General features: G+C 44.2%; 14 protein-coding genes. 7 read left to right on the forward strand and 7 right to left on the reverse strand.

Going from position 1 to position 15,986, the window contains the following annotated elements:
• Nucleotides 1–118 precede the first annotated feature (118 nt).
• Entirely contained in the window at nt 119–568 is a 450-nt protein-coding gene (locus RCH20_RS05555) for a GatB/YqeY domain-containing protein (protein ID WP_327192866.1), read from the forward strand.
• A 150-nt stretch (nt 569–718) separates the two neighbouring features.
• Here RCH20_RS05555 and RCH20_RS05560 read toward each other — a convergent pair whose 3' ends face one another.
• Nucleotides 719–2,428 carry a M48 family metalloprotease gene (locus tag RCH20_RS05560; protein ID WP_327192867.1) on the reverse strand — a complete coding sequence of 570 codons (1,710 nt, stop codon included), beginning with the start codon at nt 2,426–2,428 and terminating at the stop codon, nt 719–721.
• A gap of 398 nt (nt 2,429–2,826) precedes the next feature.
• Here RCH20_RS05560 and RCH20_RS05565 point away from each other — a divergent pair, with 398 nt between their 5' ends.
• The 4 genes from RCH20_RS05565 to thiS all read left to right on the forward strand — a co-directional run bounded on the left by RCH20_RS05565 (nt 2,827) and on the right by thiS (nt 5,237).
• The gene (locus RCH20_RS05565) at nt 2,827–3,327 is read left to right on the forward strand and encodes a sulfurtransferase TusA family protein (protein ID WP_327192868.1); all 501 of its coding nucleotides are present in this window, start codon (nt 2,827–2,829) and stop codon (nt 3,325–3,327) included.
• Nucleotides 3,328–3,601: 274 nt separating this feature from the next.
• Nucleotides 3,602–4,465 carry an RNA polymerase sigma factor RpoH gene (gene rpoH / locus RCH20_RS05570; protein WP_209958786.1) on the forward strand — a complete coding sequence of 288 codons (864 nt, stop codon included), beginning with the start codon at nt 3,602–3,604 and terminating at the stop codon, nt 4,463–4,465.
• Nucleotides 4,466–4,576: 111 nt separating this feature from the next.
• Nucleotides 4,577–4,951: a DUF423 domain-containing protein gene (locus tag RCH20_RS05575; protein ID WP_209955635.1), complete on the forward strand. Its 375-nt coding sequence runs from the start codon at nt 4,577–4,579 to the stop codon at nt 4,949–4,951.
• A gap of 85 nt (nt 4,952–5,036) precedes the next feature.
• Complete coding sequence (thiS, locus tag RCH20_RS05580; RefSeq protein ID WP_209955637.1) at nt 5,037–5,237, forward strand: sulfur carrier protein ThiS; 201 nt, start codon at nt 5,037–5,039, stop codon at nt 5,235–5,237.
• A gap of 423 nt (nt 5,238–5,660) precedes the next feature.
• Here thiS and hpf read toward each other — a convergent pair whose 3' ends face one another.
• Nucleotides 5,661–6,050 carry a ribosome hibernation-promoting factor, HPF/YfiA family gene (gene hpf, locus RCH20_RS05585; RefSeq protein WP_327192869.1) on the reverse strand — a complete coding sequence of 130 codons (390 nt, stop codon included), beginning with the start codon at nt 6,048–6,050 and terminating at the stop codon, nt 5,661–5,663.
• Between the two features lie 574 nt (nt 6,051–6,624).
• Entirely contained in the window at nt 6,625–8,424 is a 1,800-nt protein-coding gene (locus RCH20_RS05590; RefSeq protein WP_327192870.1) for an RNA polymerase factor sigma-54, read from the reverse strand.
• 372 nt (nt 8,425–8,796) lie between these two features.
• Between RCH20_RS05590 and RCH20_RS05595 the strand changes: the two genes are divergently transcribed.
• Entirely contained in the window at nt 8,797–9,732 is a 936-nt protein-coding gene (locus tag RCH20_RS05595) for a nitrilase-related carbon-nitrogen hydrolase (protein WP_327192901.1), read from the forward strand.
• 191 nt (nt 9,733–9,923) lie between these two features.
• On the opposite strand, the gene RCH20_RS05600 is transcribed toward RCH20_RS05595, so the two are convergent.
• From RCH20_RS05600 to RCH20_RS05615, 4 genes are all read right to left on the reverse strand, one after another.
• Nucleotides 9,924–10,943: a tyrosine recombinase XerC gene (locus RCH20_RS05600; protein ID WP_327192871.1), complete on the reverse strand. Its 1,020-nt coding sequence runs from the start codon at nt 10,941–10,943 to the stop codon at nt 9,924–9,926.
• Nucleotides 10,944–10,999: 56 nt separating this feature from the next.
• A complete protein-coding gene (gene dapF, locus RCH20_RS05605; RefSeq protein WP_327192872.1) occupies nt 11,000–11,887 on the reverse strand; it encodes a diaminopimelate epimerase in 888 nt (295 codons plus the stop codon).
• A 233-nt stretch (nt 11,888–12,120) separates the two neighbouring features.
• Nucleotides 12,121–13,467 (reverse strand): diaminopimelate decarboxylase, encoded by a 1,347-nt coding sequence (gene lysA, locus RCH20_RS05610; protein WP_442793099.1) that lies wholly within the window; start codon nt 13,465–13,467, stop codon nt 12,121–12,123.
• 291 nt (nt 13,468–13,758) lie between these two features.
• A complete protein-coding gene (locus tag RCH20_RS05615) occupies nt 13,759–14,091 on the reverse strand; it encodes an LptM family lipoprotein (RefSeq protein WP_209955648.1) in 333 nt (110 codons plus the stop codon).
• A 634-nt stretch (nt 14,092–14,725) separates the two neighbouring features.
• Between RCH20_RS05615 and RCH20_RS05620 the strand changes: the two genes are divergently transcribed.
• Nucleotides 14,726–15,961 (forward strand): acetate/propionate family kinase, encoded by a 1,236-nt coding sequence (locus RCH20_RS05620; protein ID WP_327192873.1) that lies wholly within the window; start codon nt 14,726–14,728, stop codon nt 15,959–15,961.
• Nucleotides 15,962–15,986 lie beyond the last annotated feature (25 nt).

Here is a 15,986-nt window from a genome sequence, read left to right on the forward strand (position 1 = left end):
GTTTTTTGTGCTACAATTTTTATTATTACCTCTATTTAAGAAGCTGTCATTACCAAGCTTGCTCTCATCAATCCGCTGTCATATAAAACCTATTAACCCATAAGGAATAATAATAGCCATGAGCCCACTCAAACAACATTTAGCAGACACTATCATAAAGTCTATGAAAGCGCGCGAGATTGAGCGTGTTAAAGTATTGCGTAATGTGCAAGCGGTCATCAAGCAAATCGAGATCGATCGTCGTACGGAACTTGATGATGCTGACGTATTAGAAGTGCTACAAAAACAGCTCAAACAACGCCATGAGTCATTGACTATTTTTACTGAAAATGACCGTGAGGATTTGGCGACCAAAGAGCAGTTTGAAATTGATATCATTAACGAATTTATGCCCAAACAAATGGATGACGCCGAGCTTTCAGTTTTAGTAAACGCTGAAATTGCAAAACAAGGCGCAACCTCAATGCGTGACATGGGTAGTGTCATGGCCGTGCTAAAAGATAAAGCCGCTGGTCGTGCTGATCCTGCGTTGATATCGAAACTCGTGAAACAAGCACTCCAAGGTTAAAGCCTTATCAAAGCTTGGGCACAGCAAGCAAGAAAAACTTATGCCAGCAGTAGGTTATGTATCGATATTACTTTTTATTGACTACATGACTTTTAGTATCAAGTTTCAACGCGCCCTATATTCAAGCCATTAAAATATGCAAACAACCGCTTAAAGCTTATAGTTTTTAGCGGTTTTTACGGCTCTAATTTCTGCATTAATACTCGCTAATAACGGACGGGCACTAGTGGCTTGCGCCGTAGTTTGCATCTGTTCAGTCAGCTGCTTTGCTTGAGTAAGTGATATGAGTGCCGCGTCATAACGCCCACTCCATAGCTGATCATGACTGCGATAACGTAGCGCATTAATAGTCGCAATATGTGCGATTTGCGGTGAAGCGGTGGTTTTGGCTAATTTCTCATTAGCTAATTGCAGGCTCTGCCAGGCATAGCGATCGCTTGGCTGCTGCTCGGTCAGCGGTTTTAGCAATGCTTGCGCTTGGATAGGCTGATTGCTATTGGTCAGCGCTTCTGCTAAATAGAGGCGTAAGTCACGGCGCTCAGGATAAAGACGCTGCTGACGCTGTAATACCTCAGCGGCCTGCTGCCATTTATCTTGTTCACTCAGTATTTGACTATGTGTGATAGACAAGAGAGGCTCTAATACTTGCCGCTGCGCACTTGGCAAGGCAGTGAGCTCGCTCATAACCTCATTAGCCTCTTCAAAGCGCTGTTGCTCACCGTACCAATGCATTAAGGCAATTTTTGCCCCCAAGCTGTTCTTCGCTGCGGTCGTTAGCGCGGTTTTTGAAACATGCTTACCGGTACTTTGTACCCGCCAATAGAGCAAGTCAAATAAAGCTTGATGGCGCTGCTGCTGATTTAATGACAGTGAAGGATAACGCTGAGCACGACTTTGCGCTTCACTTAGACGCTCATTACTTAGAGGATGTGAGCGCACAAAGCTCGGTAAAAATCGATTTTCAATTTGATTGAGCTGACTTTGTTGATTCAGCGTGGTGAAGAACCGCGGCATCGCCCGAGGATCGTAGCCAGCTTGAGTCATTATCTGCATGCCCACCCGATCAGCCTCACGCTCATTACTACGGCTAAAGGCCATGCTAGTATTCATCGCCAGGGTTTGGCTACCCATCATCACTGCCGCGGCAGCATCTCCATCAACTGCTGCTGCCGCAATAGCCGCCAATATTCCGCCTACTTGCATGAGTAAAGCTTTTTGACGCTCATCTGCCGCAAATTCATAATGCCGTTGGCTGATATGCGCGACCTCATGCGCCACTACGCTAGAGAGCTCGTCCATACTGCCTGCAGCCAATATCGTGCCTGTATTAATGCCAATAACACCACCCGGTGCGGCAAACGCGTTAATACTGGGATTATCGATGATCACTAGTGCTAATGGTGCCTGCTGCCGCGCTTGCGCGTTGAGTCGCCAGGTAATGCCTTGTACGGTTTCTTGAATCCAAGGGTCATGTTCCATCTTGACGCGACCATTGATATTCTGTAATGACCATTCGCCAATGAGCTTATTTTGATACTGTTCATTGAAACTTAGCCCTTGACCACGCAAACTAGGTAACGCTAATTCATCTAAATCTGATGCTTGCCAAGTACCATACGTCGAGGCAGTTACGGATGGTGCTGATGATGAAGGCAAAGGCGCAGCCTGGCTATAATTACTCGCTAATGCTGCAATCGCCAATAACACTGTGGAGAAGCCTGCTGACAAGCGTATTGATGATCCTAATGATAAAAACATCGGTAGCCGCCCGTTACCTTGTCGATATACAGGCGACTGCGCATTGCTTCGATGCTTATCGTATGGGCCTTTGTCTATAGACTGACAATTAAAATAGTACAATTGCGTATCCTATGCGATTATTTATAACCGGGTTAGTTATAACGCGATTAGTTATAAGGTCAGTTTCGACTATACGAGCTTGTCGCTATGAGGTCAATTCTAGTATGAGCTTGACTACCAATGTCTAAGCAGTGCGTCACTCTTGTGCAACATTGCTATGCGATGCTTTTGGCCTGTAGCAACAGTTGGCCTACTATTTTTATCCTGTCTTTATTGCAGCTGACTTTCGTATTGGCTGTCTTTTTACTTTAACTTACACAGTCATAGTAATGACAACTGCAAACAGCTGCAATTGCTAAGCGCTGATTTGTTATGATAGTAAATCTATAACACCGCTATTATGAAAATCAAATATTCAACACTGAGTATTAAAAGTTAATATGATAAAGGTATCATTTATGTCTGTTGCTAACGATTCATCAACCACCATGCACGCGCCTTATCAATTAAGTTTGGCGCAGACATTACCTGAGTCTGAGCAATGTAATATTACCTCATTGCTGACCTTGTTACCGACTGGCTTATTGACCGCTGGCTCATTAACTAATAAGTATATTAAAGATATCCAGCTAAACGGTGATGACGGGCAAAAAATAGCGTCTATCACTATCAAAAACCTAGTAGATGGACGCGGACTTGCCTGTCCAATGCCATTATTGAAGACTAAAGTGGCATTGCGCGGTGTGGCAACCGGCGAATCACTATACGTGGTTGCCACCGACCCTAACTCTCAAGCTGACATCGTCGCATTTTGTCAGCAAACTCAGCAAACAGCTATGGCTGACACTCTATTATTATTAATTAATCAGGTGACTGACAGTTCAGTCACTGGTAGCGCCTCTACTCAAACGCTCGATACAATATTTCACTTCATCATTACTAAAACTGATAGCAACTAAGTAACGCTATCCTTTACAATTAAGATAACGACATCTTTTAAGATAGAGAAATCTTTCATCGACAACTTTGCTTACTTATTCAATTTTAATCAAGGTCAAGAATATGGCTACTGACTCGACGACGACATCGCAAAGTAATGACCCGCAAAATGGCAATAGTCCTGCTACTGAAACCAACCCAGCCCGCGAAGCGGCGCTGAAGGCAGCAGCACAGCGCCCACCTTATGATGCCAGTGCGCTCGAAGACACTAGTACACGTGACTTAGTGCCTGCCATGCCTACGCACTTATCTGCGCCTGGAGTGAATGTAGGTGCCTATATCAACACCGTACATCAAATCCCAATTTTGACCCCCACCCAGGAGCAAGAGCTAGCACACCGCTATTATGACGAAGGCGATGTTGAGGCCGCGCGCTTACTAGTGATGTCTCATCTGCGTTTTGTCATTCATATTGCTCGTAGTTATTCTGGCTATGGCTTACCACAAGCCGATTTGATTCAAGAAGGCAACTTGGGTTTGATGAAGGCAGTCAAACGCTTTGATCCCAATAAAGGCGTACGCTTGGTCTCCTTTGCAGTGCATTGGATTAAAGCTGAAATTCATGAGTTTGTGATTCGTAACTGGCGTATTGTCAAAGTGGCGACCACGAAAGCCCATCGTAAATTATTCTTTAATCTACGCAGTTTAAAGAAGACCAACAATCAGCTGACCTTAGAAGAAGCGGATGCTATTGCTCAAGATCTTAATGTTACCCGTAAGCAGGTCCTAGAGATGGAATCGCGTCTGACCTCTTATGATGCCTCATTTGAGACCCAATCTAGTGATGATGACGATGGCCGTTATGCCCCGCAGTTGTTCTTAGAAGATGGAATCGATCCTGCCGAAATGGTGGAGGAGTCTGATTGGGAAGAGAATAATTCTTCAGCCCTGATCGCCGCCATGGATACGCTAGATGATCGCTCACGTGATATCGTTGAGCAGCGCTGGCTTACCGAGCAAAAATCTACTTTACACGAATTGGCGGCCGTCTATTCGATATCCGCAGAACGGGTACGTCAAATCGAAAAAAATGCTATGGATAAAATCCGCGATGCAATGACCATCGAAAGTGTCATCTTACCGGATGACATACAGTAGATAGCTATTAGCATTAGATCGCTACTAAATCGCTACTAAGTAGTCAGCAAATAGCTAGTAAATACGACTAGGTAATTGACTATAAATCCATTAAATATTAAGAGTTTGACGATGGTAAATTGGATAGGTATTGCGGCGATTAATATGGCCATTGCCGTGGCTCTAGGCGCATTTGGAGCCCATGGTCTAAAGAATATGGTTAATACCCAGCAGCTCGAATGGTGGCATACCGCAACGCTTTATCTATTCGTGCACGCGCTTGGGTTATTGCTTGTCGGCTTACTGATTCGATTAAACTATGCTACCCAAACGACTGCCTGGCTGCTACAAATTGGGGTCATTATCTTCGCTGGTAGCTTATACGCGATGACGCTCGGTGCGCCGCGCTGGTTTGGTGCTATTACGCCTATTGGTGGTGTTACAATGATTGCAGGCTGGGTGTGGCTAGCGGTAACGACATTCCGCTTGGGTAATTCTGTGGGCTGAATATTCTATAAATTAAATACTGAGATAGGTAATAGGTTCAAAGCACTCAATGAAGAGCACTTTAAACAATTAGGAAGCAAGCATTATGAGTACTATTAGCGTTAATGGCAGAACCTTACAGACAACGCATCAAACCGTGCAGTTAGTGGTTAACGAGCTTGGGCTTAGTAAAGGTCGCTATGCGGTTGAAGTTGACGGTGAACTTATTCCTAAGAGCGAGCTGAGTCAACTACGAATTATTGAAGGTATGAACATCGAGGTAGTACAAGCAGTGGGTGGTGGCTAGTTGGTAAGGTATGACTGCTTTTTAGTTTATAACACCTCGTAAAAAAAGACCTCAAACGTATTGCACGTCTGAGGTCTTTTTTCTTAGTAAGGATTAAGTGTAAGGGTTACGTTTCTAAGGGTAAAAAGCTCACGTTAAATAAACCTAATCCAATTAACTGACTTGTTAAGATGGTTTATCGCCATAACAACTGTGACTTTATTTTTATAATTATCGACAGTTACTATTGCTACTAAATGCACGTTAACAAATCGGCCAAATGATTAAATATTACTTGTCTTTAATAGTTTTCTATTTTTTAATGACTTAACTTTTTAACGACTCCCTATTTTCTAATGACTTTCTATTTAAATCTATTTAAATTTAAGGTAGCTTCTTTAATGGCTTCTTGTTGTCTCTACCTAGCTTAGGACAGTACCAAGCTCAGATAACTGGCGCAACGTCAGCAACGTCAGCAACGTCGTTGTCGGTATAACGCCCATCACGACCAGCACCTTGAACTTTTTTGCGCTCTTGTCGAGTTTTATATTTTCGTACTTGTCTATCGAGTTTGTCCGCCATTTCATTAATAGCTTTATACATATCATCATCAAGAGCTTGTACGAACATTTCTTGACCCGAGACTCGCACGATGGCTTCGGCTTTATGGCTCTTTTGACCGCCATCACTTGCGCCGCTATTGTCTAGCGATAGTATGACTTGAATACTCTGTATCTGATCAAAGTGACGCTCTACTTTGGTTAGTTTTTCACGAACCGCGGTATTCATGGCATCGGTAATGCTGATATGGTGACCACTGATAGAAACATTCATATTGTTGTCCTTGTATTTATAGCTAATAACCAACAGGTGAGTCAGCATTCCCGCCTCTTCCACCTTGCCTTATCAATAACTATCGTCAGCTTATCAAGTAATGGTAGCGTGTCCTTTTTTATCGCTGTTCCTTACTAGGGTAAATAAGCTGCTTGGTTTTTGTTATTGATATGCCTCTAATTTGTCATGAAATCTAAATAGTAGCAAGATGGTATATTGTAATTATATGTAATAAAAACTGTTGTTTACTTTATCTTTCTATATAATCGGAAATTTTTCTTTTTTATGTTTATTTACCTTTACGATACATTTGAGTGACCTTGACCCTATCGATAATAATAGAGTAAGTATTAAGTAATACAGCTCGCTAACCTTCGTAACAATTTGATAAACATTGATCGTATTGATGACACCAACACGCTTAAAGTTACTCATTGATTTTCGTCATAGGCCTTTATTACTGTTTTTATATCAGTCAGCTATAGTCAATGAAAAGTAATATCGATACATGACCTACTAACGAACCCGCTTGAAATGGGTCTGATTGTTGACGACAAACTATATTTTTTGCGGGTTAGTATTTTTGTTTACGCTGGGTGGATGAGCCAATATTCATAGCTTCGCGATATTTGGCAACTGTGCGCCTTGCGATATCAATACCATCTGCTAATAACTGCGCTTGTATACGACTGTCAGATAGTGGTTTTTTAGGATTTTCATCGGCTATAAGCTGTTTAATCATAGCGCTAATAGCAGTTGAGGAAACGTCGCCATCATTACCACTGACGTGTGATGAGAAGAAATGTTTCAGCGAAAACAAACCTTGTGGGGTTAAAATAGTTTTACTGGTGGTAAGACGTGAAATCGTAGACTCGTGCAAGTCAACCTCCTCTGCGATGTCTTTTAAAATAAGGGGTTGCATGGCGGTAGCACCATACTGCAAAAATTTCTGCTGTCGGTGCACGATACTGCTAGCAACCTTGAGTAAGTTCTGATTACGCTCTTCAATACTACGAATGAATAGCCGCGCGTCAGTGAGGTTTTCACGTAAATATTGATTGTCTGGACTGTCATCACCACGCTTGACCAAACTAGCATACTCTTGATTAACGCGTAATTTCGGTAAAGTTTCAGGATTAAGGCGAACGTGCCAGCCGTCCTCTAGCACCATATTGTCCACAGCACTGTTATCTATAGCACTGTTACCCATAGCATTGTTATCAGCGGTATTGTTATTAAGGTGGTTGCGACGCATGGGCGTTACCAATACATCGGGGATATCGTAGCTGGCAGGCGGTAGCGTATAGTCAGGCTGACTGCTCTGAAAAGACAATCCCGGTGCAGGATTTAAGGTGCGCAATAGACTCAGTGCTGGGGTAATATGCTCAGGTAACAGTCCGGTTAGCTCAATCAAAGCCTTAATATTGTTGCTAACCAGATGCTCACTTGCGGATAATAACGCCCGCGCAGCACTCAGATGCTCGATATCAGGATCCAGCTTCGATAACTGAATGGCCAGACACTCGTTAAGATTGCGTGCACCGACGCCTAGCGGATCACAAGACTGAATGACTCGCAGTACTGCCTCTATCTCGTCGTGTTCAACCGAGGCTTGCCACTGATAAAAGCTTGCCATAGTAGCAAAGCTTTGTAGTAGCTCATCAATATCAAGCCGAACAAACCCCATATCATCCATAGAGTCCATCAGGTAGTCTGCTATCAGCATATCCGTCTCTGAGAGACGTTTAAAATTGAGCTGCCAGCGCACATGATCTTGAATAGTAGCGCAGGTAGCGCCCTGATAACTATCAAGCTCATCGTAGTCTGAAGGTGCAACAGCGGTAGAAGCGCTGCTATTACTAAAGTTACTCGTATCAAAGCGGCTATAGTCGTTACTGTCATTAATGCTGTCATTAATACCTTGATAGTCGCTGTCATGAACATAATCATCAGTAGCGCTGTGGTCTATAACATCACCATCAATACTTGCTTGCTGCAAGCTATCGTCATAATCATTAAAGCTGTCATCATAATCACTAAACGTATCGTTAGAAGAGTTATCGTCATATTCAGTAGTATTAGGACGCTCGTCATCATTAGTTGAGGCAGTAGATGACTCCATTATCGTATTATTATTCCACATCTCAAGTGTCAAGGATTCGCTTAGCGGGTCTCCTACTGCATCACTACTGTCTTCATAAGCATCTTCGTCATCCTCGACTCGTTCAAGCAGCGGATTACTATCCAGCTTGGCCTGAACCTCTTGCGCAAGCTCAAGACTAGAGAGCTGCAGCAGTTTGATGGCCTGCTGCATTTGCGGCGTGAGCTTTTGCGAAGTACTTAGCGTGGCCGCCAATCCAAATGACATACTCATAGGTAGGTTATTGCACTCCAGAATTATTATTATTGTGATGATAAATCTGCTGACAGCTTTGATTAATAAATTTGGCTAAGGCAGTCTTGGCATCTGCAGTTTACCCAAATTTGACGGAGAGCTTAGATGCATCAGGTCATGACGATAGCATTTTTTGTCATATTTTTGCTATGATAATTTATCTCTTACCTGATAATTAAGCTTTCTTATCTTTTGTTAGTAGCAATCAGCTGAGTGGTCATTAAGAGTCAGTTCAGTTTTTAGCGACTAACAAACCTCCTCTACAGTCAGCAAAGCACATAAAAACATCAATAAATATAACCAAAGCAACGCTCATAAATATAACCGAGAAAAACTATGAATAACACTGAAATGAGTAGCACTAAAATAAATAGCACTCAAAATAGCAGTCAGAATAAAAATAAAAATGCGCTGACCATAGCTGCCGTACAGCTGAACAGTCAGCAAGATATTGAAGCCAATCTCGTCAATATCCAAGCTGCCATTAAGGACGCCGCCAGCCAAGGTGCTACGCTTGTGGTATTACCTGAAAACTGCTGTAGCATGGGCCAGCAGTTTGCGACTGCCGAGCGTTTTGAAGCGCTATCTGCGACGCTAGCAGATTATGCCCGTCAACAGGGTGTCTACCTAATTGCCGGCACGCTACCCTGTCTGTATCGCCCTGATGGCGTCACAGTGCCTGATGGTCGATTGCGTCAAGTCAGCCAGTTGTTTGCCCCTGACGGCAAGCAAGTAGCGCGCTATGACAAAATTCATTTATTTACCGCCACCGTCGCCGATAAGCAAGGCAGCTATAATGAAGCAGCAACGTTTGAGCCCGGCATGCAAACCGTAGTTGCAGCGCTAGAAGCTAATGAGTCGGTTTATAATTTAGGTATGATGGTTTGTTTTGATTTGCGCTTCCCAGCACTAGCACAGCGTCTGCGCCAAGCGGGTGCTGATATTCTCAGCGCTCCTTCTGCCTTCACTTACCTGACTGGTCAAGCGCACTGGTCGCTATTGCTACAGGCGCGCGCCTTAGACAGTCAATGTATGGTTATTGGGGCAGCTCAAGGTGGTGACCATATTTATAAGGATGGCAATATTCGCCAAACATGGGGGCATTCGGCAATTACGGCTTATGACAGCAAAATCATGACTAGTTATGATGACAGCGAACTTAACCGCCAAAATACAGATCAAGGTAGCGCTAAGGACTACGCACTGGTACTGGCCACTTTAGATAAACCCGCACAAGAACAAGCACGGCAAAAGCTACCCATATTCCAATGTCACCGGTTAGCATAAGATAACATCAAGCAAGTCACTGTATTTGCGCTCCACGGTCACTCTCAATTAACACATTAGATGTATATTCTGTGCTCAATGTCCTTGTGCCGCTTTTATGTTTAGCAGTATTTATATCATTTGTTTAAAATGCAACGCTGACAAAGCACTTTTATAGCTTAGCGATATTGAATGTAATGACTAAGATTTTGCTATGAGTCTGGTTCTTTTTGCGCATGGGTCGCTCGAGGATGGGCGCGGTCATAAACTTGGGTCAGCTTCGCAAAATCGACATGAGTATATATTTGCGTGGTGCTGATATCACTATGTCCCAGCATTTCTTGTACTGCACGCAGATCCCCGCTACCTGACAGCATGTGCGAGGCAAAACAGTGGCGTAGCAAATGTGGATACATATTTTGAGCAATACCAGCGCGCGTTGCGGCGATTTTTAGGCGTTGCTGAACCGCACGCGTTGATAGCCGAGTCCCTAGTTTTTCACTGATGAATACTGCGCTGTCCTGCTGCTCAACCCACAGATTACGATGTGGTAAATAGTGAATGATCGCGGCAGCCGCCTTAGATCCTAACGGTACTAAACGCGTTTTATTGCCCTTGCCGGTGACACGTACCCGTAAGTCGGATAAATCTACATCTGCCATATCCAGCGCTACCAACTCGCCAACACGCAGACCGCTGCTATAAAGCAGTTCAAACATCGCCTTATCACGCAACCACAATCGCGCTTGTTCTGGCGTATCGGGAATCGCCTGATCCAGAAGCTGGGTCAACAAGTCAATGTCAGCAATCGAGGGTAACGGTCGGGGGCTGCGTTTCAGCTGATAGCCAGTTGTTGGATTGATACGTGCCAGCTGCTCTTCAATCAGCCAACCATAAAAATGCCGGATAGCTGACAGCTCTTGCTGCACGCTGGCAAGCGCGAGCTTGTCCTCATCGAGGCGCTGACTAATATGCTGGGCCAATTGACGTTTATCACAGCGTGTCCATGTCAGCCGCTTACCACGCAAAAATAACGCGAGCTGATTCACTCCAGAAAAATAAGCCGTTAAGGTATGTGCCGAATGATTACGTACGGCCAAAGTATTAAGCCAGCGGTGTACCGGTGACAACAGCTCTCGTAGAGTCTGATCTGACTCTATTGTTGCTGCTAATTCTGCTGATATCCATGACCTTTGCGGGGTCGCTCGCAGTTTTTCGTTAGAAATAGACATACCATTCACCTAGCAGTATCACAGTCAATTAACAACACATTCAAAGTTGCCACTTGTTAGCTGTCAGGATTGAGCTTCATGCCAACTTGCGCCATCAGACCATCTGGACTAAAGACCCCTTCATAGACAAAAGCAGTCGGACCAGTCATCATCACCGAGTAACCAGGCTGCCAGCGAACAACCATGCTGCCGCCATACAGCTGGGCACGCACATCCTCGCCCTCATCGAGCCAACCTTGTCGTATACCGATCGCTACTGCCGCACAAGCACCGGTGCCACACGCTTGGGTCTCACCAACGCCGCGCTCATAAACTCGTAGACGGATATGCCGCTGATTCATTATTTGCATAAAACCAACGTTAACTCGATTAGGAAATGCCGGATGCGACTCGATAGCCTTGCCTAATTTTTCGACCTCCGCGTCTAGTACGTCATCAACCTTGATCACCGCATGTGGGTTGCCCATATTAGCCACATACAGCCGAACCGGGGTGCCTGCCACATCAAGATGATAGGCATTTTGAATTTTGGTAATGGCTTTGGGCGTGAATGGAATCTCATTGGGTTCAAACTTAGGTTTGCCCATATCGACTTCTACCCAACCGTAACGATCGGTGGTTAGGGAAATAATACCGCTGGCGGTTTCAACCCGTAGCCGCTGCTTGAATGACAATTTACGGGCTTGCACAAAGCGGGCAAAACAGCGCGCACCATTACCACATTGCTCAACTTCTGTACCATCGGTATTAAAGATGCGATAACTAAAATCCACATCAGGCCGCATGGGGGGTTCAACCACTAGCAATTGATCAAAACCAATCCCCAAATGACGATCGCCTAATAATTGCACCAAATCCTTGGTCAAGTCTAAGCGCTGGGTCACCAAATCAATGACCATAAAATCATTGCCCAGACCATGCATTTTAGTAAATTCTATTAGCATATCCTTGTGTCCTATCCTATTTTTATGTATTCGTTATATTAGCACGCTGTCTGGCACAATGATATTTATCACCGTGCTCAACTATCGACTTATTTTTGCTAAAATTCCTGGCATAAAAAACCCATCGTCATCACAACAATGGGCCATTTTTGTATGGTTATTAAAGCGGTCATCAATGGAAGGTTACGAGTCTGGCCACATTAGATTGACTCGCTTATACTTTAAAGTTGAGCTTACTCTTGCCACAGACTTTCATTCGCATATAACGCTTCAACGGTTTCACGTTTTCCAATCAGTTGATGACGATCATCAGCAACCATCACCTCGCTGGCGCGCGGACGCGAATTATAGTTGCTACTCATAGCAAAACCGTAAGCGCCAGCACCGGTTATCGCCAAGATATCGCCTGTCGACAAAGATAATAAGCGATCTTTTGCCAAAAAGTCGCCGGTCTCACAGACAGCGCCAACGATGTCCCATGGCTGTGTACCGTCAGTTTCAATACCTTTATTCGGCAATATGTTAGGAATTACTGCCATTTCAGCTTGATAAAGAGCAGGACGAATCAAGTCATTCATCGCTGCATCAACAATGGCAAAGTTCTTATGCTCGGTAGGTTTTAGCACATCAACGCGAGTCAGTAACACGCCAGCATTGGCAACGATACTACGGCCTGGCTCAAAGCATACGGTCAAGCCCAGCTCACTCAGCTTTGGTAATAGTGCAGTGGCAAATTCAGCAATAGACACTGGGGTCTCATCAATATAACGCACACCCAAGCCACCACCCAAGTCAACATGTTGCAGGGTAATGCCCTTATCACCTAACTTATGAATCAGCTCAACAACCTTATCTAAAGCCGCAATAAACGGTTCGACCTCCGTTAACTGTGAGCCAATATGACAATCAATACCAACGATCTTAATATGTGATAAACCCGCCGCCTGCTCATAGACCGCGACTGCATCTTCGTGAGCGATACCGAACTTGTTATCTTTAAGACCTGTTGAGATATAGGGATGGGTCTTGGCATCGACGTCTGGATTAACCCGCAACGATATGGGTGCGATTTTATCCAACTGCGCTGCCACTTCATTAATCAACGCCAACTCACTGATTGATTCAACATTAAAGCAGCCAATACCTTGAGTTAGCGCATATTCGATATCGCCAAAGGTTTTGCCCACGCCTGAAAATACCACGCGAGAGACATCGCCACCGGCCGCGAGTACACGCATCAGCTCACCACGAGAGACAATATCAAATCCCGCACCCGCTTGCGCTAGCACACCCAACACCGCTAGATTGGAATTGGCCTTGACCGCATAGCAAATCTGATGATCAACAGTGGCAAAGCTGTCACTATAGGCTTGATAAACATCCAATATCGCCTGCTTTGAATAGACGTAACACGGCGTATCGTAACGCTTTACCAATTCGGTAATACTAACTTGTTCCATGCATAACCCATCATCGCTATAGTGTAGCGCTGACAAATGGGCGGTTAAGGCTTTGGGGTCGATATACAGCCCGTTCTCAGTTTTGACGGTCACGCAAGCTTGCAGCTCAGAATTACTCATATCTCTCTCTAATTTAATCAGGTTATCAAGGTTAAAGAATAAAAACCCACAACAAGCATTCAGGCGTTGTTGTCGGATTAAACTTGCCTGCTATACAGTCGTTCAAGGGACAGCTTAAAATCTCCCCACCACCACTCAACACACTCAACACACTCAACACACTCAACACATTCAAAAGGGTAAGCGTCATAATTATTAATAATCATGCAAATCAATAATCATGCAAAGCAATAGCCATACAAATCAATCATCATGCAAATCAATAACTGTAAGAATAAGCAGTCATGCAACTTAATAGTCGTTAGGATCATCACTAGCGTCTGGCAACACCTGCTTTTGCTCTAGATAACGTGATTTTTGATAGTCGTCATCGTCGATACCAGCAAAGGCGGCATCTTGCGGGTTGCTAGTACTATCCAATACCTCTGAGTTTGTGTTGTCTGAACTCATGGCGACCGTTTGACTGCTAGTATCAGCTAAGTATAGGGCACCTTTTTGCCCACAGCCAGTTACCCCGAACATAACGGTACTACCAATAATTAAGGCATGAATAGCTTGACGACTAATGGTAACAGATAAGCTATTCTTATCCGCAGAATTTGCAGCGCGGCATATATTGAACATAGGGTAGGTAACCTTGCAACCGTGTGAACAGGATAAAAGAATGATGAATAATAAACAGTTTGTGACTTAAGTTTTGACCACATTATAATTGATTTAATCATAGCATTATTCGGTAAAGCTGTGCACACCTTGCGTTTGTTTGGTTGATCATTTTGCTGTCTATAACGGCTACTTAAGTGTAATAAAAAATGTGTGTTGGCTTATATCGGGCTTTTTATATTAATTATGAGCCATTAAATACCACTAGACTGTATTGCAATTAAACAAAAGTTGGTTTAAAAGCGTTTCGACAAACTTTCTTACAATTTCATTACTGGCTGTCGTGCCTTTATGATGTCTAATGGCTCCCAGCTATATCAGTGAACAGTTGTTGCAAGCTCTTGACGCCTACTCATGCTAAACCTTATAGTTGTTGTGGTGTAAATGCGTAACTATGTTACATTATACTCAGAACTTGTCGCTACAATCGAGAGCTAGCATGCTCCTACAAAGGCGATAAATGAGCACTAGTCAGTAAGCTGTTAGGTTGAACATTGCTTACACCATTGTCATGGCAGGTTTACTGGTTTTATTTGTTCGACGGATATCAATCCGCTATGATTCACTACTTATCAACATAATCTAAGGATAGAGCATGAGCGACGGCGCCACCAATCCCTCTTATAACGATCAGAACATTGACCAGTCAACATTGACCAACCCTACCTTGGTCCTTAATTGCGGTTCTTCTTCCATCAAGTACGCGCTGATTAGCGAAGATGAGTCAACCCGTATCGTTGGACTTGCTGAAAACTTAGGCCTCGATACCGCTCGTATTAAACACACGGCCCTAAACGGCGAGAAACTCGAGATTGCTATCCCCGGTGGTCGTCATGAGTTGGCGTTACAAAAAATCCTTGCCCTACTTGAGCAGTATCATTTCGTCGCTGTTGGTCACCGCGTGGTTCATGGCGGCCGTGAATACTCAGAAGCCGTCCGCGTTGATCAGCACGTGTTAGAAGAAGTCAAACGTCTAAAAATTCTAGCCCCTCTGCATAATCCTGCCAATGCTCTTGGTATTGAAGCCGTACAAGCCATCTACCCTGATATTCCACAGGTGGTGGTATTTGATACGGCCTTTCACCAAACTATGCCGCCAGTAGCCTACCGTTATGCTATTCCAAAAGTGTTATATGAAGAAGAAAAAATCCGCCGTTACGGCTTTCATGGTACCTCACATGCTTATGTTTCAGAGCGTGCTAGTCTGATCACAGAAGCTAAAGGCCCACATGGTTGGTTAACCGCTCATTTAGGTAATGGTTGTTCAGCAGCGGCTGTTTATGATGGTAAAAGCTTAGACACCAGTATGGGTCTCACGCCGCTCGAAGGCCTAATGATGGGTACCCGTAGTGGTGATGTCGATCCTAGCCTACATATCCATCTAAAGCGTCAGCTTGGTATGAGTCTAGAAGAGATTGACAAGATGCTTAATAGCGAAAGTGGCCTGCTCGGTATTTCAGGCTTATCAAATGATTTGCGTACGGTTGAACAAGCGGCAAATGAAGGGCATAAAGACGCACTACTTGCTATTGAAATGTTCTCTTACCGTGTTGGTAAGTATCTGGCTAGCCTGAGCTGTGCGTTACCTGAATTCACCGGTATTGTCTTCACTGGCGGTATTGGCGAAAACTCAGCAACCACCCGCGCCCGTATCTTAAACGTCATGCGCCACTTTGGTATCAGGTTTGATAAAGATAAAAACGCGTCCCTGGTCGGCGGTAGCGAGGGCAGCTTCCAAAATCAAGACAGTAGCGTCGAGCTATGGGTTATTCCAACGGATGAAGAGTGCCGCATTGCTCAAGAAACTCGTCACGCACTAGGTCTGAATTAAGCGCTGTTTGACTAAAATATAACCA

The organism is Psychrobacter sp. PL15 (assembly GCF_035984995.1).
Classification (GTDB): Bacteria; Pseudomonadota; Gammaproteobacteria; order Pseudomonadales; family Moraxellaceae; genus Psychrobacter.